The 20,702-nt window shown below is 72.1% G+C and carries 13 protein-coding genes, 1 tRNA gene and 1 riboswitch; of the genes, 7 read left to right on the top strand and 7 right to left on the bottom strand.

Going from position 1 to position 20,702, the window contains the following annotated elements:
* Positions 1-209: 209 nt before the first annotated feature.
* Positions 210-779, top strand: a complete 570-nt coding sequence (gene cyaB / locus JIX55_RS24765; RefSeq protein WP_257565510.1) for a class IV adenylate cyclase — start codon at positions 210-212, stop codon at positions 777-779.
* A gap of 122 nt (positions 780-901) precedes the next feature.
* On the opposite strand, the gene JIX55_RS24760 is transcribed toward cyaB, so the two are convergent.
* Positions 902-975, bottom strand: a tRNA-Met gene (locus JIX55_RS24760).
* A 145-nt stretch (positions 976-1,120) separates the two neighbouring features.
* Positions 1,121-2,278, bottom strand: coding sequence for a dihydrofolate reductase family protein (locus JIX55_RS24755; protein WP_257565509.1), 1,158 nt, complete (start codon positions 2,276-2,278; stop codon positions 1,121-1,123).
* A gap of 50 nt (positions 2,279-2,328) precedes the next feature.
* On the opposite strand from JIX55_RS24755, the gene JIX55_RS24750 reads away from it, so the two are divergent.
* From JIX55_RS24750 to JIX55_RS24735, 4 genes are all read left to right on the top strand, one after another.
* Entirely contained in the window at positions 2,329-2,946 is a 618-nt protein-coding gene (locus JIX55_RS24750) for a MarR family winged helix-turn-helix transcriptional regulator (RefSeq protein WP_257565508.1), read from the top strand.
* 172 nt (positions 2,947-3,118) lie between these two features.
* Positions 3,119-3,760 (top strand): GTP cyclohydrolase II, encoded by a 642-nt coding sequence (locus JIX55_RS24745; RefSeq protein WP_257565507.1) that lies wholly within the window; start codon positions 3,119-3,121, stop codon positions 3,758-3,760.
* Positions 3,761-3,931: 171 nt separating this feature from the next.
* The gene (locus JIX55_RS24740) at positions 3,932-5,053 is read left to right on the top strand and encodes a PP2C family protein-serine/threonine phosphatase (RefSeq protein WP_257565506.1); all 1,122 of its coding nucleotides are present in this window, start codon (positions 3,932-3,934) and stop codon (positions 5,051-5,053) included.
* Positions 5,054-5,333: 280 nt separating this feature from the next.
* Positions 5,334-5,491, top strand: a riboswitch (cyclic di-AMP (ydaO/yuaA leader).
* A gap of 11 nt (positions 5,492-5,502) precedes the next feature.
* Positions 5,503-6,564: a M23 family metallopeptidase gene (locus tag JIX55_RS24735; RefSeq protein WP_257565505.1), complete on the top strand. Its 1,062-nt coding sequence runs from the start codon at positions 5,503-5,505 to the stop codon at positions 6,562-6,564.
* A 263-nt stretch (positions 6,565-6,827) separates the two neighbouring features.
* Here the strand turns inward: JIX55_RS24735 and JIX55_RS24730 are convergent, their stop codons facing one another.
* The 4 genes from JIX55_RS24730 to JIX55_RS24715 form a co-directional block, all read right to left on the bottom strand.
* On the bottom strand, positions 6,828-8,168 hold the full coding sequence (locus tag JIX55_RS24730; RefSeq protein ID WP_257565504.1) for a PrsW family intramembrane metalloprotease: 1,341 nt from the start codon (positions 8,166-8,168) through the stop codon (positions 6,828-6,830).
* Between the two features lie 153 nt (positions 8,169-8,321).
* Complete coding sequence (trmB, locus tag JIX55_RS24725; protein ID WP_257565503.1) at positions 8,322-9,173, bottom strand: tRNA (guanosine(46)-N7)-methyltransferase TrmB; 852 nt, start codon at positions 9,171-9,173, stop codon at positions 8,322-8,324.
* 317 nt (positions 9,174-9,490) lie between these two features.
* A complete protein-coding gene (gene lhgO, locus JIX55_RS24720) occupies positions 9,491-10,702 on the bottom strand; it encodes an L-2-hydroxyglutarate oxidase (RefSeq protein ID WP_257565502.1) in 1,212 nt (403 codons plus the stop codon).
* 226 nt (positions 10,703-10,928) lie between these two features.
* Complete coding sequence (locus tag JIX55_RS24715) at positions 10,929-12,353, bottom strand: MFS transporter (RefSeq protein ID WP_257565501.1); 1,425 nt, start codon at positions 12,351-12,353, stop codon at positions 10,929-10,931.
* A gap of 715 nt (positions 12,354-13,068) precedes the next feature.
* On the opposite strand from JIX55_RS24715, the gene JIX55_RS24710 reads away from it, so the two are divergent.
* Positions 13,069-15,162 carry an asparagine synthase-related protein gene (locus JIX55_RS24710; protein ID WP_257565500.1) on the top strand — a complete coding sequence of 698 codons (2,094 nt, stop codon included), beginning with the start codon at positions 13,069-13,071 and terminating at the stop codon, positions 15,160-15,162.
* Between the two features lie 95 nt (positions 15,163-15,257).
* On the top strand, positions 15,258-18,605 hold the full coding sequence (locus JIX55_RS24705; RefSeq protein ID WP_257565499.1) for a BTAD domain-containing putative transcriptional regulator: 3,348 nt from the start codon (positions 15,258-15,260) through the stop codon (positions 18,603-18,605).
* A gap of 35 nt (positions 18,606-18,640) precedes the next feature.
* Here JIX55_RS24705 and JIX55_RS24700 read toward each other — a convergent pair whose 3' ends face one another.
* Positions 18,641-20,578: a sigma-70 family RNA polymerase sigma factor gene (locus tag JIX55_RS24700; protein WP_257565498.1), complete on the bottom strand. Its 1,938-nt coding sequence runs from the start codon at positions 20,576-20,578 to the stop codon at positions 18,641-18,643.
* Between the last annotated feature and the right edge of the window lie 124 nt (positions 20,579-20,702).

Genomic DNA, 20,702 nt, shown 5'->3' with positions numbered 1-20,702 from the left:
GGAGAGGGCTCCGGGTTGCTGGGGATACGACGTCGGGTCGCCGCGCTGGACGGCCTGGTCACCGTGACCAGCCTCGTCGGCGGATCGACCATGGTCGCTGTGGAGTTGCCGTACATGTGGTGACGGGGGTCCCATCGAGGGATGGCCGGAGGGGAAGGCAGAGAGGAGAGCAAGGCGGGAGAGAGCGGCGCGAGGAAAGGAAACGGCTCGTGATCGAGGCGGAGTTGAAGGCCCGGGTCCGCGCGCCGGAGGCGGTCGCGCGGGCGCTCGACGAGCGGGCCGAGGGCCGGTCCGAGACGTACCAGGACACGTATTACGACCTGCCGGACGGCAGCCTGCGCGCGCGGGACGAGGAGTTGCGGCTGCGGTTCGTGGTCGACCGCCGCACGGGCGACCGGCGGACCCTGCTCACCTTCAAGGCGGCCGCGGTGGACGAGGCGTCCGGTTCGAAGCCCGAGTACGAGACACGGGTGGAGGACTCGCAGATCGCGCACGCCATTCTGGAGCATCTCGGCTACGTACCGGCGATCGTGTTCGAGAAACGGTGCCGCGGCCACGCCTTCCAGGCGTACGGCCGGCAGATGCTCGCCACCCTCGTACGGGTCCCCGAGCTGGACGGGACGTTCCTGGAGATCGAGACGCTGGTCCCGGAGGAATCGGAGCTCACCGCGGCCCTCGACGACATCCGCTCGGTACTCACCGACCTCGGCATCGCCCCGGAGGACCTCACCCGCGAGCTCTACACCGATGCGGTGGCAGCCCGCCGCGATCGGCCCTAGCCGATGAGCACGCAGAGCACGCAGAGCACGGGGAGTATCGGGAGCACGCGGTGCACGGGGGGAACACGCACAAACACCTGGGGCCCGGAATCCTCATCGGATTCCGGGCCCCAGGCCTTCAGTAGCGGGGACAGGATTTGAACCTGCGACCTCTGGGTTATGAGCCCAGCGAGCTACCGAGCTGCTCCACCCCGCGTCGTTGAAACCAGTGTACGCCATCCGCGGGACCCCAAGCACACGGGTTTACGACGACCGCCGATCACCACCGATTCACCCGGCGAAACAGCGGCCCGTACCTCCGCGCCGCGCGGCTGTACGTTCAGCTGTACGTCTGGCTTCGCTCACCGCAGCAGATGCCCGTTCGGCGCCTTCGCCCGCTCCTCGTACTCCGGCAGTACGACGACGTCGGCCCCCTCCGCCGAGAGCACCGCGTTGCCGACGGCGGCGTCCGCGACGAACGTGTCCGGCTCGCGCCAGGCCGTGACGACGCGGCGTACGCCCGCGTCGAGGACGAGCCGCGCGCAGGGCGCGGGGCGGGAGGCGCGGCGGGCGCACGGTTCCAGGCTGCTGTAGACCGTGGCGGAGGCGAGGCGCGGGTCGGCGGGGTCGAGCTTGGCGAGGGCGGCCTCCTCGGCGTGGACGACGGGGTCGCCGCCCTCGCGGGAGTGGCCACGGGCCAGTTCCGTACCGTCCTCGGCGACCACGACCGCGCCCACGCTGAACGCGGTCGGTGAGGGTGGGCACTCGGCGGCCAGTTCGCACGCCAGTGCCAGCCAGTGCCGGTCGGCGGCGGAGACGGCCGGGCCGGTGCCGGGGACGGTGGGGACGTACCGGATGAGGACGACGTCGCCGACCGGCCGGGTCTCCAGCAGGCGGAGCCGGCTCTTGGGGCCGCCGGGGTACACGCCCGTGCCGAACATGCGCGGCGCGTCCGACTCGCCCACGAACACCGGGGCGACGGCCAGCTGCAGCTCGTCCGCGAGCCCCTGCTGGAGCAGCTGGGTGTGCACGCGGCCGCCGCCCTCCACCATGAGGCGCCGGATGCCGCGTACGTCTCCGAGGTGGTCGAGGACGGCCGGCCACTCCAGGTCGGCGCCGACGGGCACGACGTCCACGCCAGTCGGCCCGGCCGGCAGGCCCAGTTCGCGCAGCCGTTCCGCGCCCTTGTCCGTCGTGTACACGACCTTCTCGCCGCCCGTGTGCCAGAACTGGGCCGCCGGGTCGAGATCGCCGGACGCGCTGACGGTGACCTTCAGCGGGTACTCCGGAAGCCCGGCGGCGACGCGGGCCGCGCGGCGCTCGGGCGAGTTGACCAGCAGCCGGGGGTTGTCGGTGCGCAGGGTGCCGGCGCCGATCAGGATGGCGTCGCTGGCCGCGCGCACCTCGTCGACCCGGTCGAAGTCGGCCGGGCCCGAGAGCAGCAGCCGTTCGGGCCCGGTGTCGTCCAGGAAGCCGTCGAGGGAGACGGCGGCGGACAACAGGACGTAGGGCTGGGGCATGGACGCACTCCTGGTTGGTTCAAGTTTTAAACAATAACTACACTGTACGTATGACGACCCGCTGGCTCACCCCCGAGGAACAGCGTGCCTGGCGTGCCTACGTGGCCGCGAGCACCCTCCTCGAGGACGCGCTCGACCGGCAGCTCCAGCAGGAGGCCGGCCTCCCGCACCTGTACTACTCCGTGCTGGCCGCCCTCTCCGAGGTGCCCGAACGCCGGATGCGGATGACCGACCTCGCCGAGTTCCTGAAGATCACGCGCAGCCGGCTGACGTACGCCGTGACCCGGCTGGAGAAGGACGGCGTGGTGCGGCGCGAGGACTGCCAGTGGGACAAGCGGGGCAGCGTCGCCGTGCTCACCGACGAGGGCATGGCCCTGCTGGAGCGTACGGCGCCGGGCCATGTCGACACGGTCCGCAAGGCCGTCTTCGACCACCTCAGCCCCGAGCAGATCGGCCAGTTCGAGGAGATCTGCGCGTCCATCGCGACGGCGATCCAGGGCGGCGACCCCCGGGCCACCGGCTCCGACGACCTGCCGTGGCGCCGCCGCGCGTGCCCGTCGAGCCAGTCGGGTCAGGCGAGCCAGTCCGATCAAGCGAGCCGGTCGGATCAAGTGAATCGGCCGGGTCGGGCGAGCCAGTCGGGTCCGGCGGGCCGGTCGGGTCGGTAGCGCCCTTCCTTGCGGGTCATTCGTCCCTGTTTTCCACAGTTCCCGCGTTGCAGGAATGTGATGTGCCCCGAATGCTGTTGCTTGAAATTTGAAGCACGGGATAGAGTCCTGCCGAGCGTGGTGCTTCAAATCTGAAGCACGGCGACACCCGCACCAGGACCGGAGAACCCGCATGCCCGACTTTCCCGCTGCCACCCCGCGTGCCCGCGTCCGGGTACCGCTGCGTTTCCACGACGGCTACGGCGTCGACACCGAAATGGTCACCTTCCACGGTCTCGTCGACGGCCAGGAGCACGTGGCGATCGTCCTCGGCGACCCGGAGCCCGGCACGGCCCCGCTGGTCCGGCTGCACTCCGAGTGCCTGACCGGCGACGTCTTCGGCTCGGCCCGCTGCGACTGCGGCCCGCAGCTGCGCGAGGCGGTGGAGCGGATCGCGGACCGCGGCGGTGTCCTCCTCTATCTCCGCCAGGAGGGCCGGGGCATCGGCCTCTACAACAAGCTCGACGCTTACGCCCTCCAGGACCAGGGCCTCGACACCTACGAGGCGAACGCGGCGCTCGGGCTGCCGGAGGACGCCCGCGACTACACGGCGGCGGCCCAGATGCTGGGTGCCCTCGGCATCGACGAGCTGGACCTGCTCTCCAACAACCCCGACAAGGCGCAGCAGCTCCGTGACCTGGGCGTCGGTGTCCGGCACCGCGTCCCCACGGGCGTCTTCACCACCGCCCACAACGTCCGCTACCTCCGCGCGAAGGTCCTCCAGACCCAGCACACGCTCCCCCTGCCGGAGCTGACCGAACTGACGGCCGGCTGAGTCCCGGAGGGAACGGAAACGGGCCGGGCGCGATCCGGACGACAGGCCCTCACCGTTCAAGATCCCGCAGCTGAGATCCGCATCACCGTCCACAACCTCACGGGACAGAACACCTAGCCCACTCGGCCCCGCCGACTGGCCCCGCACCCCACCCCCGGAAACCCTGTATCCGTGGGGCAGCGAGAGGGCGCGAGGGAGCCGGTCGGCCGGCGGTTCTCCTACGCCCGTGCGCTCGTGCGTGTCATCCCGGTCCTGCTGATCGCCATCGGCCTCTTCTACGACCACTTCACTCCGCGCGAGTTCACGGCTGTCCCCTTCTTCACCGCCGCGCCTCTCGTGGCGGCCCCGCTCTTCTCGCTGCACGGCACGGTGATCACCGGCGTCGCCTCGGTCGCCGGCATCACCGTCGTACACGTCCGCTACGGCGACACGGGCCACGTGGACGCGATCACAGAGATCGCGACGGTGACCACCGTCGCCGTACTGGCCGTGCTCATCAACCGTCTCGTCCGCCGCAGCGACGCCCGGCTCGCCACCGCCCGCGAGATCGCCGAGGCGGCGCAGCGGGCCGTACTGCCGGTGCCGCAGGAGCGGATCGGCGGGCTGGAGATCGCCGCGCGGTACGAGGCGGCGCAGGCCGGGGCGTCGATCGGGGGCGATCTGTACGCGGTGCAGGACTCGCCCCACGGCGTACGGCTGATCGTGGGCGATGTGCGCGGCAAGGGTCTTGGCGCGGTGTCGGCGGTGGCGGTGCTGATCGGGGCGTTCCGGGAGGCGGCCGAGCAGGAGTCGACGCTCGAAGCGGTCGCCCAGCGGCTGGAACGGGCGCTGGCCCGGGAGAGGGCGCGGCGGGAGACCGCGCGCCGGGACGCGGCCGTGGAGCACGAGGAGTTCGTCACGGCCGTACTGGCGGAGTTCCCGCACGGCGCCGGCCGCGCCCGGATCGTCAACCGCGGCCACCCCTCACCCCTGCTGCTGTACGCCGACGGCGTCCTGCGCATCCTGGACGCCCCGCGGCCCGCGCTCCCGCTCGGCATGGACGACCTGGGCACCTGGCCGGACCGCGCCGAGGAGACCGGATTCCCGCCCGGCGCCACGCTGCTCTTCCACACCGACGGCCTGTCCGAGGCCCGGGACGCCCGCGGTGTCTTCTACGACCCGGCCGAGCGACTGTCCGGCCGTACCTTCCCCGGCCCGCGCGCCCTCTTGACGACCCTCGCGGAAGAGGTACGCCGGCATACCGGCGACCGCACGACGGACGACATGGCACTCCTGGCGGTCCGGCGCCCCTGATGCCCCCTCGTGGGCCTGCCCACACGTCTCTCTCACATCTACGCCGACGGATATCACGGAACGTGTCCGCTCGACCTTCCTCCGTATACCAACTGACATACCGTCAGAACTCTTGTTACTCCTGAGGTGAGGTCAACTCGCCCGTTTTCCGCCCGTCATGACCCGTAAGTCCGGCGCGAAAGCCGGAATGATCACTCGGAACAGCTTGGAATGGAGTACTCGCGTCTATTAACGTTCGATAACGCAGCGCGGTCGTCCCAGCCGTCACAAGAGACGGCTCCGTGCTCACGCGCCGAATCCCGCAAGGGAACCGGGGAACCACCACCCTGGGGTGAATCGCGCGGAAACCGTCGTGGCAGCACGTCAGGTTTACGCGCGTAGGAGACCTTCCTGCTCCGAACCCGTCAGCTAACCCGGTAGGCGAGAAGGAAGGAAAGGAGTACGCCCACGTGGCGTCCAACCGGTCCGCGACCGAAGCCCCGTTCGTGCCCAGCCAACGGGACGGCGACAGCCAGACGTTCGGCTACGGCAGCTACAACAGCGACAACGAGGGCCCCTTCCAGGAGTGGAACCCCACCGCGGAGTCCACTCGCCCCGTTCGCGGCCGGCACCGCGTCGCCAAGAAGGGCGGCGGACTCGCGCGTGGCGGAATCGCCCGCAGCTCCACGGTTCTCGGCGTCGGTGTCATAGCCGCCGTCGGCGGCGCCGGCATGGCCAGCGCGCAGTCCGGCAAGGCCCCGGTGTCCATATCGATGCCCGACGTCGGTTCGGTCTTCGAGGACGACACCGAGGAGGAGGCCGAGGCGGAGCCGCAGGCCTCCACCACCCCCCTCAGCAGCGCCGGCCTGATCGCCGCCGACACCGAGCAGGGCACCGCGGACGCCGGCGAGGCGCTGCGCGCCCGCATCATGGCGCAGGCCGAGTCCCAGCAGGACGCCTCCGACAAGGCCGCTGCCGAGGCCGCCCAGACCGCCGCCGCGAAGAAGGCCGCCGAGCAGGCCGCCCAGGAGAAGAAGGAAGCCGAGGCCAAGGAGGCCGCCGCCGAGAAGAAGGCGGAGGAGGAGGCCGCGGCGAAGAGGGAAGCCGAGCGCCTCGCCGCCCTCGCCAAGCAGTTCACGCTTCCCACCTCCTCGTACACCCTCACCTCCACCTTCGGTCAGGCCGGCCCCTACTGGTCCTCCGGCTACCACACCGGCCTCGACTTCGCCGCCCCCACCGGCACCCTCATCAAGGCCGTCCACAGCGGCACCATCACGCAGGCCGGCTACGAGGGTTCCTACGGCTACAAGACCGTCCTCACCCTCGATGACGGCACCGAGATCTGGTACGCCCACCAGTCCTCCATCGGCGTCAGCGTCGGCCAGAAGGTCGCCACCGGCGACGTCATCGGCCGCGTGGGCGCCACGGGCAACGTCACCGGTGCCCACCTCCACATGGAGGTCCACCCCGGCGGTTCCACCAGCGGCATCGACCCGGCGGCGTGGCTGCGCAGCAAGGGCCTGACCCCGTAGAACCAGCAAGTCCCGCAAGGCCATTGGGCCGTACGGGCCGCAACGCCGCGTGATCCCCTGAGGATTACGCGGCGTTTGTCGTGTGCCGGGGCGGCCCAATGGCCTTGCGGGGTTGGGGGGACCCCTCCAGCTACTGGGCAGGGCGAGCGCGCACCCTGACGGTGGGGCAGCCGCGTACGGCGAGAAGGGGGCGTTACCGAGCCGACCCACTTACCGACCCCAAGCGCACCGGGACCGCACCCACCGGGCGGCACCCGCGATCCCTAGTACCGATATGGGTTGTACGCGGGATACGCCGCTACTCCATGAACCGCCGGTTGCGCGTAACCCGCCCCGTACCCCTCGTACCCGTACCCCCCGTACCCGCTCCCCGACCAACCCCCGGGCCCAACCTCCCGCCCCGCATACCCCATCGCCGGCCGAGCCAACTCCCGTCGCCGCCACAGCTCGAACAGCAACTCCCGCTCCCGCAGGACGAAGTCACGCCCGGCCCGCCCCCGCCGCCCCCGATACCGCAGAAACGCCAGCTTCGTCGCGTACGCCTCGTACTCCGCGACCGACCGAGCCCCGGCCTTTCCGAAGTGATGCGCCGCGTACTCCCGCGCCACCCGCCGAGCCCGCATCGAGCCCAGCACATACGGCTCCGGTGGCGTGAGCCACCCCGCAGCCGCATACGCCGGCAACTCCTCCCGCACGTTCCGCAACTCCCGCTGCCGCGTCCAGATCGCCAACCACGTCAGCAGCCCGAACGCCGGCACCATGAACACCGCGTACACCGCGAAGAACCCGTACTCCCCGAAGGTCGCCGACCCGTTCCAGACCGCGTGCATCCCCATGGCGAGCAACAACCCAGTCACCGGCACGACCACCCGCCGCACCCGCTGCCACTCCGCGGAGAACGCCGCGATCCCGAACCCGATCCCGGTCAGCACGGTGAACAGTGGATGCGCGAACGGCGACATGATCACCCGCACGAAGAAGGTGGCCGCGGTGACAGACGCCAGCCCGCTCCCCCCACTGAGCTGATCCGTGCCGAAAGCGGTCCCCAGGTACAAAATGTTCTCGGTGAACGCGAACCCGGTCGCAGTGACCCCGGCGATCACCACCCCGTCCACGATCCCGGTGAAGTCCCGTCTCCTGAAGAGAAAGACAAGGAGGACGGCCGCGGCCTTGGCGGTCTCCTCCACCACCGGCGCTATGAGGGTGGCACCCAAGGCGTCGGCGTGCGAAGGATCCGCGGTAGCGGTCGCTATCCACCGGGTCGCGAAGCTGTTCGCCACGATGGCTATCAGCGCCGCCGCACACGCCCCCCACGCGAACGCGAACACCAGGTTCTTCCGGGGCCCGGGCTCCACCCGGTCCAGCCACCGGAACGCGGACATGAGCAAGGGCACGGGCAGCACAGCGAGCCCCAGCCCGACGAGAAACCCCTCTGTGCCGGTCTGTTCGCGGACGAGCGCGAGGATGACGAGCCCGGAGACCCCGAGCAGCCCGATGAGCGCCCCGTACTTGACGCTCTTCCGCTGCCACCAGCGCGTGGGCCTGAACGCGGACCCACCGGCGGGTCCGCTGGGGTGCGTCGGGTAGGGGGGACTGGTGGCCATTGCATTGACCCTAACGAGGGATGGGCGCCGCCCGCGACGGTACGTGGTGCGGGCCCGCCGGACCGCGCCCGCCGGACTGACCGTGCCCGCCGGACGTGCCCGCGGGGACCGTGCCCGCAGGGACCGCGCCCGCCGGACTGTGAAGGACGGCCTTCAGACGCCTGTGGGGGGTTGGGGTTGTTCGGACTTCTGCTTCTGCTCCTGCTCACGCTGCTGTACGCGGCGGAAGAGCAGATCGTTCACCACATGACCCTTGTCCAGTCCCTGCCCCTCGAAACGGGTCAGCGGCCGGAATGCGGGACGTGGCGCGAACCCGCCGTCGGCCCGGGTGTTCTCGAACTCCGGATGTGCGGTCAGCACGTCCAGCATCTGCTCGGCGTACGGCTCCCAGTCCGTCGCACAGTGCACGATCGCCCCCGGCCTGAGCCGTGACGCGACGAGCGTGAGGAATTCCGGCTGGATCAGCCGCCGCTTGTGGTGCCGCTTCTTCGGCCAGGGGTCGGGGAAGTAGACCCGCAGCCCGTCGAGCGAGTCGGGCGCGAGCATCTCCCGCAGCAGAATGATCGCGTCCCCGTTCGCGACCCGGATGTTGGTCAGACCGTCCCGGTCCGCGAGATTCAGCAGATTCCCCTGGCCCGGCGTGTGCACATCCACGGCGAGCACATTGGTCTCCGGATCGGCGGCGGCCATCCGCGCCGTCGCCTCCCCCATCCCGAACCCGATCTCCAGCACGACGGGCTTCTCGTTCCCGAACAACTCGACGAGATCGAGCGCCCGCCCATCGATGTCGAGCCCCCACTTGGGCCACAGCCGCTGCAACGCGTCCGCCTGCCCGGCCGTCACCCGACTCCGCCGAGGCTGAAAACTCCTGATCCGCCGCTCGAAGTGCGTCCCGGCCGGATCGGGCTTCGGTCCCTCGGGAAACCGAGGCTCACCCTTGACCCGGGCACGCCGAAGGGAGGCACCGGAGGTGCGGGGCTCGGAAGAACTGGCGGAGTCAGACACAGTGAGAACGATTTTACGACCCCGTCGCGCCCCCCGTCTCAGCCGCGGCGCGCCCGCTTCGCTGCTGCGGAGCTGCTGCCCTGCGCAGCTGCGGGCAGTCGTGCCGCTAGGGCGGCCCCCCACCCGTCGGCGGCGGGGGAGGGTCCGCGTGCCGTAGCTGCGGGCAATCGTGCCGCCAGGGGCGATGGGGGTGCTCCCCCTCGAGCGGAGCCGAGAGTGGGGGAGGGTGGGCGCAGCGGCACGCGGCGAGCGCCAGTGAGCGAGACCCCCCGCCCAGCACCAGCCGCTGAGCGCCTCGAAGACCAAGGGGCCGCCCGTCACACTCCGGCCAACACTCCCAACGCCCGCCTCCCCACCTCCCTGCCGATCGGCAGGGAAGCCGTCGCCGCAGGCGAAGGCGCGTTCAGCACATGCACCGCCCGCGCCCCCTCCCGAATCAGGAAGTCGTCCACCAGCGTCCCGTCCCGAAGCACCGCCTGCGCCCGCACCCCCGCAGCCGCCGGCACAAGATCCCCTTCGGAAACCTCCGGCAACAACCGCCGCACCGCCCCGGTGAACGCCTTCTTCGACAACGACCGCCGAAGCTCCCCCGCCCCGTACCGCCAGTGCCGCCGAGCTATCCGCCAGGCGCCGGGCCACGCCAGCGTCGCCCCCAGCTCCCGCATCCGCACGGTCCCCCATCCGTACCCCTCGCGAGCCAGCGCGGGCACGGCGTTCGGCCCGATATGGACACCCCCGTCGATACCCCGCGTCAGATGCACCCCGAGAAACGGAAACGCCGGATCGGGTACCGGATACACGAGTCCACGGACCAGCTCGGGCCGCGCCAGCTCGTAGTACTCCCCCCGGAACGGCACGATCCGCATCCCGGGCTCGTCCCCGGTCATCCGGGCCACCTCGTCGCAGTGCAGCCCGGCGCAGTTCACCAGCACCCGCCCCCGTACGACGTCACCACCCCGGATCCGCACGGCGACCCCCAGCGAGGCCCGCCGGTCGATCCGCTCGACCTCGGCGCCGTAGCGGATCTCGGCGCCGGACGCCCGTGCGAGCTGCCGGGCGACCCCGACGAAGTCGCAGATCCCGGTGGTCCCGACGTGTATGGCCGCGAGCCCGCGCACCTTCGGCTCGTACTCGGCGATCTGGGCGGCGCCCAGCTCCCGCACCGGAATCCCGTTCTCCCGCCCGCGCTGTACGAGGGCGTGCAGCCGGGGGAGCTCCGATCTCTCCGTGGCGACGATCAGCTTTCCGGTGACGGCGTGGTCGATGCCGTACTCGGCGCAGAACTTGACCATCTCGGCGGCGCCCTTGACCGCATACCGCGCCTTCAGCGAACCGGGCCGGTAGTAGATCCCGCTGTGGACGACCCCGCTGTTCCGCCCGGTCTGGTGCCGGGCGGGGCCGGGCTCCTTCTCCAGCACGGTGACCCGCGTGCCCGGCGCCGCCCGCGTGATCGCATACGCCGTGGACAGCCCGACGATCCCACCGCCGACCACGAGCACATCACAGTCGTAAGCGCCCTGCCTCCGCACGCGCCCCACCTCCCGACTCCGATAGTGCACTGCACCACTGACAATGCCCTCAAACTCGGGAGACGTCTTCATGACGCCGATCACGCAAGGTCGCGCCCCAAAGGGGTGCGGGACTGTATCGATATGCGTCTCCGCCGCGTGGGCGCGAGCAACCACAACGCACCCGCAGACCCAAAACCACAGAAACCAGGCAGACGAGTAGGCGCCCCGCACCCGAGCGGAGCGCTTACGCCGGCGTCATCAAAAGAGGCCGCGCCCTCTCCCGCAGCTCGATCACCCGCGGCTCGTCCCCATACGGCTCCAGCCGATGCAGCAGATCCTTCACATACTCGGTGGTGCGAGCCGAGGAAATGCGCCCCGCGACCTCCACCGCCCGTACCCCCTGCTCGCACGCCGCGTCGAGATTGCCGGACTCCAGCTCGGCGACCGCCGACACGACGAGCCGCAGCCCGTGCGAGCGTACGAACTCCTCCGTCGGCCGTGACAGCGCCTGCTCGGTGAAGCGGCGCACCTGACGCGGCGCCTTGAGGTCGCGATAGCACTCCGCGGCGTCCGCGGCGAACCGGTCGTAGCCGTAGAACCCGAGCCAGGTCGGATCGTTGTCGCCGTCGCGGGCCCGCTCCAGCCACCCCTCGGCGGCCTTGAGGGCCGCCCCGGCGGCCACCGCGTCACCCGCGCGCGCGTGCGCCCTCGCCTCGACGAGCCGGAAGAAGCTCATCGTGCGCGCGGTGGCCAGCCCCCGGTTGCGTTCGAGCGCGGCCTGCGCGAGATCGACGCCCTCGTCGCCGAACCCGCGGTAGGTCGCCTGCAGGGACATCGTGGCGAGCACATACCCGCCCAGCGGCACGTCGGCCGCCGCGCGCGCGAGCCGTAGGGCCTGGATGTAGTACCGCTGCGCGGCCTCCTGCTGACCCGTGTCAAAGGCCATCCAGCCGGCGAGACGGGTGAGTTCCGCGGACGCTCCGAACAGCGCGCGGCCCACCTCGTCGGAGTACGACCCGAGCAGCAGCGGCGCGGCCTCGACGCGCAGGCACTCGGGCACCATGGACGAACGCCAGTCGCCGCCTCCGTACTTGGAGTCCCAGCGCCTGGCGTCCTCGGCGGCCTCCCGCAACTTCTGCACATCGCTGTGGCCGACTTTCAGCGGTGACCCGGAACCCTCCGCGGCGCCCGCCTCGCGCGCCACCGAACTGTCGGCCGGCGTTATCAGCCATCGTGAGGCGGGCGTCGCGTATGCGCTCACTGCGAACGATCCGGCGAGGGACTGCCAGATGCCGCCGGAGCCGGCGCGGCGTCCGGCGAGGTCGAGGCGGTACAGCTCCGTCGCCGCGCGCACCGCCTGTCCGACGTCACGGGGGAAGGCGAGGCCCACTTCGGGGGCGGGATCCGCGTCCGCCAGGCCGATCTCGTGGAGCGGCACCGGGCGGCCGAGTTTCTGGCCGATCGCGGCCGCGATGAGATGGGGCGCGGCGCCCTGGGGGACCATGCCCTTGGAGACCCACCGCGCCACCGAGGTCTTGTCGTAGCGAAGTGTCAACCCGCGTTGAGCGCCAAGGTCGTTGACGCGACGCGCGAGTCCTGCGTTGCTGATTCCCGCGAGGGCGAGAACGGCGCCGAGCTTTTCGTTCGGCCCGCGTTGCTCCCTGGACATTGCGCCACCCCTCGAACAGACGGCTGCCGCGGCGGCATAGGCACGCGGCATTCGTAAACCCAGCGTAGTTCGCCGCATCCCAAGCGTTAAGGGGCCCAAATCCGGATGGCGGGATTGTGGTACGTACGAAAAAGCGGACAGAGTACGGAGTGTTGTCACGTGCTCCCGCTGTGTGGCCGTGCGCCTGTCCGTGCGCTCTTCTCCGGCCACCGGGGGAGCGCTTCCATGGTGGTGCGTGGGTCGGCCCGCTGTACTGGATCCAGTGGGCTGGGGGACACCGCTGCCTACATCCCCGCGGGCGGCGGACCGGTCCGGGAGGCGAACTCCGCCTCCCGGACTGTGCGTTGACGCTGAGTCGCCATCGAGGACGGTGCGGAGGGCGCGCGAACTCCGCCCTTCGGGGCTGATTTGGCCGAAAATCGACGGTGGTCGTGGAGGGTGAATACCGCTCCGACCACGTCTGTTGAGGGCGCGTTAGGTGTTCTGGGGGAGCGTACCGGGGGCGCATTCACGTCGTAGACCCGGGGTCCACCTTTGTCGACCGCCCCTCTTCAAGGGCGACTTGAGGGTGTGACGGGGGAGCGCTCAAGGCTCCCCAGGGGCGCACTTGCCGGTGTGCAAGCCATCGCACACGCCCTCCGACAAGCCTCCTTCGTGGCAGCATGGGAGCCGGTTCGTACGGTGCACTGGTTGTCCACAGCCTGTGGAGGCGTCGATGCGGTGGTTGGTGGGATGGAGCAGTACCGCCGCTGGCGCACCCGTCATCGGTTCCGCCGGCGCCACCGGGCTCGACGGCGAGAGCGTGCATCCGGTCGGATCCCACCTCCTGTGGGGCGACCCCGACCCGCTGTGGGCCGTCGGCGACTGGCGCCCCGACGAGGTGCGCGTCGTCAAGGCCGACGCCCAGACGAAGATCGCCGTCCTCGGTATCTGCGGCGCCTCCGACGAGCAGCTGCGCGTGGGCCTGTTCGCCGCCCGAGGCGGCGCCCTGCGCCATCTCACCGCCTGGCCCGGCAGCTACACCGCCATCGTCCAGGTCGGCCGCCGGGTGACGGTCTGCGGCGACCTCGCGGGTGCGCGACCCGTTTTCTACACGCCCTGGGCAGGCGGCACCGCGTACGCGACGGCCGCCCTCCCCCTCGCCGACCTCATCGAGGCCAACCTGGACTTCGGGCACCTGGCCGCCCTGCTGGCCGCCCCCGACGTACCGGACGCCCTCCACGACTCCACTCCGTACGACGGCGTGCGCCGCATTCCCCCGGGGCACGCACTGATCCTGCGCGCCGGTGCCCGCGAGATCGCCGGCTACGAGCCCGTCGCGTCCCTCGCGGTCGCCGCCCCCTCCGCCGACCCGGCCAGCGCGGTGGACGCCGTCCGCGACGCCCTCGTGGAAGCCGTACGGACCCGCCTCTCCGCCCCCCGGCACGTACCCGACGTCGACCCCGGCCCCGTGCCCGGCATGGGCCCGGCCGAGCGCCGCGCCGCCCGAGGGATGCCGGTCCCCGGCATCGGCGCCGACCTCTCCGGCGGCCCCGCCTCCGGCACCCTGGCCCTGCTCGCCGCCGGCCTGCCCGGCGCCCCCGGCACGGTCCTCGGCCACGGCACGGGCGCCGGCGAACGTCTCCTCGCCGTCACCTTCAACGACCTGGCCACCTCCGGCCGCGAAGCCGAACTGGAACGCGCGGGCACCCTGGCCGCCAACCCCCGCCTCCACCACGTGGTGGTGACGGGCGGCGAGGAGGTACTCCCGTACGCCGACCTGGAAGGCCCCCTGACCGACGAACCGGGTCCGTCCCTCGTGACGGCCGCCCTGCACCGCGCCCGCCTGGCCTCCGGCAGTGCCGACCACTTCACCGGCTACGGCGCACGCCAGGTCCTGGACGCCCACCCGGCCCGCCTCGCCGACCTCCTCATGGACCGCAAACGCCGCCACCTGGTCCGCCCGGTCGCCGCCCTCGCCAAGGCCGACGGCTCGGTGATGGTCCCCGCGCGCGTGTACGGCGCCGCACGGAAACTGGCCCGCACCCCGTACCGAGCCGGCGTCGAGGTCCTCGCCGACCGCCTGATGCAACGCCGCTTCGAGGAACCCGGAGGCGCGACGGGCGCCTCCCTGGCAGCCCTCAACTGGGCCAGACCGGGCCCGGCGGCCCGCTGGCTCACCGGCGAGGCCCTGGCGGAAGTATCGATTCGCCTGGGCGCGATGACCGGCCGCCCGAGCGTGGGCCCCGGCCAGCGCCCCGGCGACTTCCGCGCCCGCGCGGCCCTGGCCCGTCACGCCACGGACCTGAGGATCCTGGAACAGGCCGCGGAGATCCGTTCCCAGCGCCTCCACGCCCCCTTCCTCGACAACCAGGTCGTCCGCGCCTGCCGTGCCCTCCCCGAGGCCCTGCGCGTCCAGCCGGGCGCCCGCGCCGCCATCCTCCGTACGGTCCTGGAGGGCGCCGGCATCACCGACCTCCCACCCGGCTGGGGCGCCCCCTCCCACGCCACCTCCGCCGCCGCGGCCCGCACCGGCCTCCGCGCAGCCGCCGACACCCTGATCACCCTCTTCGACACGCCCCTCCTGGCCCAGGCGGGCCTGGTGGAGGCCCGAGTGGTCCGCAAGGCCCTCCGCGCGGCGGCAGAGGGTGAACCCCTCCCCCTGGACGGCCTGGCCGACCTGGTCTCCCTGGAACTCTGGCTACGTCGCCTGCTCTCCCGCCGCGGCACCTGCTGGACGGGCACACCGGCGAGGCAGCGGGCGGTACCGGCAGGCATCACGCCGCAGAGGGGCGCGCTGGGAGCGGGGGCGACGGCGAGGTGGGGGTAGCCCCGTAAGGGGCGCGGGGGCCTGCGCGACAAGCCACGACGGTCCGGCACGTACGAACTCACGCCGGCCGCCCGTTCATCCCCGAGAATGACCCGGTGCGGTACGCGATCCTCGGAACAACCCAGGCAGAGGACGACCAGGGCACTTCCATCCCCCTGGGCGGCCCCCGAACCCGCGCCCTCCTCACCGCTCTCGCCCTCCACCCCGACCACCCGGTCCCCACCCCCACCCTCATATCCGAGGTCTGGACGGACACCCCACCCACAGACGCCCCCGCCGCCCTCCAGGCCCTCATCGCCCGCCTACGCCGAGCCCTCGGCAGACACACCATCACCTCGGAACCCGGCGGCTACCGCCTCGCCACCGCCCCCACCGCCGTGGACCTCTTCACCTTCGAACGCCTGGTCCACGACGCCAGGACCGCCCTGTCCCGCCACGACCCCGCCACCGCCGCCACCACGCTCCGCGAAGCCCTCACCCTCTGGCGCGGCCCCGCCCTCGCCGACCTCCCCGACCGCACCGCGGTCGCCGTCCGCCCGGAGACCCTGCGCACCGAGGCCCTCCGCATCCGCATCGAGGCGGACCTCCAACTCGGCCGAGCCCCCGACGTCGTACCGGAACTCCGCGAACTGACCGCGGCCCACCCCCACGACGAACCCCTCCACGCCCTCCTCATCCGAGCCCTGCACGAAACGGGCCGCACCGCGGAGGCCCTGACGACCTACGAGCACATACGCCGGACCCTGCGCGACTCCCTGGGCACCGACCCGGGCCACGACCTACGCGCCCTCCACCAGAGCCTCCTCACCGCACAGCCACCCCCACAGAACAGGCTGCCCGTCACCCCCACCCCCGCCCGCCCCCGAACCGGAAACCTCCGCCCCCGCCTGACCTCCTTCGTCGGCCGGGAACGTGAACTCGAAGCGATCCGTTCCGACCTGCGCGGGTCCCGCCTCGTCACCCTCACCGGACCGGGCGGCTCCGGAAAGACCCGCCTGGCCGAGGAGGCCGCCTCCGGCCACCCCCAGGCATGGCTGGCGGAACTCGCCCCGCTCGACCGACCGGAAGCGGTACCGGGCGCGGTGGTCAGCGCCCTCGACCTGCGCGAGACCGCACTGATCCCCCACGACCTCCTGCTCACGCACGAGACGTCGGCCCCGCACGACGACCCCCTCGCCCTGCTGGTGGAGTACTGCGCCCACCGGGACCTGCTCCTGATCCTCGACAACTGCGAACACGTGATCGACGCCGCAGCCACCCTGGCGGAGACCCTCCTCACCCACTGCCCCGGCCTCACGATCCTCGCCACCAGCCGCGAACCGCTGGGCGTGCCCGGCGAGTCGGTACGCCCGGTCGACCCCCTCCTCCCGGCCCCCGCGCACCGCCTCTTCGCGGAGCGCGCCGCGTCCGTACGGCCCGACGCGAACACCGTCCTGCGTGCCGACCCCGGCGCCGTGGCCGAGATCTGCCACCGCCTCGACGGCCTCCCCCTGGCCATCGAACTCGCCGCGGCCCGCCTGCGCCTGCTCACCCCGCGCCAGATCGCCGACCGCCTCGACGACCGCTTCCGCCTCCTCACCTTGGGAAGCCGTACGGCCCTGCCCCGCCAGCAGACCCTGCGCGCCGTCGTCGACTGGTCCTGGGACCTGCTGGACGAGTCCGAACGCACGGTGCTCCGCGAGGTGTCGGTCTTCGCCGGCGGCTGGGACCTGGAAGCGGCGGAGACGGTCTGCACGGAACCGGAATCGATGGCCGACATCCTCGGCGCCCTCGTGGACAAGTCCCTGATCATCGCCACCCCCTCCCAGCACGACGCCCGCAGCATGCGCTACCGCATGCTGGAGACGATCCACGAGTACGCCACGGAACGCGCCGCGGAGACCCCGGCGCTTCGCGAGGCGGCCGAACTCCGCCACCGCACCTGGATCCTGACTTTCCTCACCGAGGCCGAGCCCCGCCTCCGCTCCGCCGACCAACTCCCCTGGATCCACCGTCTGGAGACCGACCTCGACAACATCCGTGCCGCCCTCCACCGGGCCCTCACCGCCGGCGACGAACCAGCCGCCACCGACCTGGCCCTCGCCATGGGCTGGTTCTGGTGGCTCCGCAACTTCCGCCACGAGGGCGCCCACTGGCTGGACCGCATCCTCACCCTGACCACCAGCACAGGCGGGGCGGGCGGGCAAACCGGCCCGGGCGAGGGCGGAGCCGAGGCGGTCGACCACATCGCCGCGTTCCTCGCGGACCCCGCCCCGTCCCTGCACCCCCGCCACCACCCCCGCATCGCCCTGCGCCTCCTCCACCTCGCCCTGGTCGCGGAGTCCGGCCCCATCGGCGTACCGCAGGACCCGAGGGCCCGCGAGTACGTGGCGCGCCTGAGGCAGGAGTCCGGCCACACCGGCCCGGCCGCCGCCCGCTTCCCCGGCCTGGTCTGGCCCCTGACCGCGTACGTCCTGGACGGCGCCGCCGCGGTCGACATCCACGCGATGATGGACGAGGCGGTCACCAACTGCCGTACGTACGGCGGCGACTGGGAACTCGGCTTCACCCTGATGCTCCGCACCCACATGCTCGTCGACTCCCCCGGCAACATGCGCGGCGTGGAGGACGACCTCGCCGAACTGCGCACGATCGCCGTCCGCGTGGGCGACCGCTGGATGCGCGCCCAGGTCGCCGGCGCGGCCGGTGAGGCGGCGATGGCCCGCGGCCGTTTCACGGAGGCCAAGGGGGAGTACGAGGAGGCGCTGCGCCTCGCGTACGAGGTGGGCGCGAACACCGAGTCACCGTTCCTGATCGCCCGCCTCGGCGAGATCGCCCACCGCCTGGGCGACCGCGAGGCCGCCCTGACCGCACTGGACGAGGCGACGGCGGCGGCCGACCGTTTCGGTGCGCCGGACTCCCGCGCGTTCGTCTGTCTCCTGCGCGCCCACATGGCGCTGGTCGACGGAGAGACCACCCACGCCCGCGATCTGTGGCACCTGGCCCGCGAGGAGACCCACCGGGGAACACCCCCGCCCCAGTTCAAGGCCTTCCTGGACCTTGTCGACGGCCTCCTCACGACCGCCGAGTCGGGCCCGGAACCCGGCCTGCGTAGACTGACCGACGCCCTCCGCACCGCCGTGGACAACCGTTGCGCCGAGACGGTGACGGCGGCCATGGCCGACAGCGCCGCGACCGTACTGTCCGGCCTCGGCGACCACCCGTGCGCGGTACGCCTCCTCGCCGCCGGAACCAGCTGGCGCGGCGGCCACCCCCGCCCGCTCCCCGACCGGCACGACGCCGAGCGTGCCGAGACCGCCGCCCTCGCCGCCCTGGGCCCCACCCGCTACGAGGCCGAACACACCACCGGCACGGCCTACACCCCGACCGACGCCCTGCACGACCTCGCAAAGGCGCTGAAACCCATCGCCGCCCCCGACGATCGCGAAGACGGCCTCGGCTGAACCCCCACCCGCTGCCGACGCTCGCCGCCGCTCCCTCACTCGCAGGTGAACGCGGCCTCCGCCCAGTCCGCCAACGCCGCCGGGTCGTGGTGGCTGTGCGGCTCGACGACCAGCCGGACCGTCTCCCGCCCACTGAGATCCACATGGACCGGAACCGCCGGCTCCCCACCCCGCACCAGCCCGGACTTCCACAGCAGGACCCCGTCGCCGTAGACGGAGAAGGAGAAGGAGACCTTGCCGAGGCCGTGCGTCATGTCGTCGACGCCGACGAGCGCGTCGTACGCGCTGCACCGCCGGTTGAGATCGACGGTCACGGAGGAGTGGCCGTGCACGGTCACGCCGTTCGCGTACCGCTTCCCGCCGATCGACACCCCGTACCGCTGCCAGACCCAACCGCTCTCCCCGAGCCGCATCTCGGGCTCGGTGCCGTCGCCGAAGACGTCGTACCCCAGCTCGTTCCACTGGTGGACGGCCGGTGGTGGGGGTGGGGGAGGGGGCGTGGGGGTCGGTGTGGGTGACGACCTGGTCGGCGAAGGAGTCGGGGTGGGCGTAGGCGTGGGCGTCGGTTTCGCGGAGGGCACCGGTGATACCGACGGTGATGGCGTCGGCAACGGCTTGGACATCGCCACCGCCACCGGCGGCGCGTCCGTCGGGGGCTCCTCCTCCGGTGGCGCCGACGGCTCCGGCGAGGCCTCGATGGCCTGCGAGGCGGGCGGCCTGGCCGACGGCTCCTTCATCTCCGTGTCGTCGCCCGCCAGCCCGAGCGCCACCGCGGAGGCGACCATCCCGGCGACACTCACCGCGATACCGACCTTGGCCGGCGCGCCGAGCCCCTCAGCGGCGGCGGCCCCGGCCCCCGCACCCGTGCCACCGGACCCACCACCCGTCGCGGGCGCCGCACCCGCGGTCCCCGCGGCAGCGGCCGCCCCGGCCCCCGCGCCACCGGCGACGAGCGCGGCCACCTTGGCGTAGCCGGCCGCACCGAACCACCCGATGACCGCGACCGGTACGACGGCGGGGATACCGCCGGCGACTTCCTTGATCTGCCCCGCGGCCAGCCGGCACGCCGCGCACTCCTCCAAATGTGCCCGCAGCCCGCGCTCGGCCCGCGTACGCAGACTCCCACGGGCGTACGCGCCGAGCCGGTCGGCGTAACGCCCGCACCGCGCCGAGTTCCCAGCGAGCGTGGCGCTCACATGGGCCTGCAGATACGCCTGTTTGAGCCCCTCGCGCGCCCGACTGGCCAGCACCCTCGTCCCATTGGCGTCCAGCCCGAAGAGCGTCGCGACTTCGCTGGGCGACTCGTCCTCGACCTCCGTGTGCCACAGCACGGCCTGCCACCGCTCCGGCAGCGACCGGAACGCCCGCATCGCCATCGACTGCTCGGCCTCGTGCATCGCCCGCGCGTCCGCCCCGAGATCGAGCCCCGCTCCGAAGGAGCCCATGGCCGCGGTCGTGTCCGACACCGCGGCCCCACGCGACGCCTGTGCCGCGAACACCGCGAAGTCGTCGACCAACTGCTCCCGCTTGGCGGAACTCGTCCACGTGGCGGCGACCCGCCGCACGGACGTCAGCAGATAAGCCCGTACGGCGTGCTCGGGCCCTGACCCGCCCCGCACGGCCTGCAGCATCCGGGCGAAGACCTCGGCCGTCAGATCGTCCGCCGTATGGGCGTCCCGGCAACAGGTCCGGGCATACCGGCACACGGCCTCGGCATGACGCCGGTACAACTCCTCGTACGCCGAGTCGTCCCCCGACCGCATCCACTCGATCAGATCGGCATCGGAAGGCGCCCGCCGCGGCGGCAACCCCCCGGAGCCCAACCGAGCCCGCTGCGCCGGAACCCCATTCCCATGACTCCCACGTCCCCGTTGGCTGGGCACCTGCGGCGGTGTCTGCGACTTCGCAGACACCCCTCCACCGGCCTCGGCCCCACCCTCACACAGCGACTCGTCCCGCCCGTCAACACCCATCGCGGAAGCCCCCGCCGCCAGCCGACCCAGTCCCGAACACCAGGTCAGACTGCCATAGTGGCTTTGGTTCAGTCCCTGGCGGCAAGGGCCTACCACTCGTCCGAGGGGACTCCCCAGACCTCAG

It is taken from the genome of Streptomyces sp. DSM 40750, assembly GCF_024612035.1.
Taxonomy (GTDB): domain Bacteria; phylum Actinomycetota; class Actinomycetes; order Streptomycetales; family Streptomycetaceae; genus Streptomyces.
Note: the sequence above shows the minus strand (reverse complement) of the source record. Positions and strands in the feature narration are given on the sequence as shown.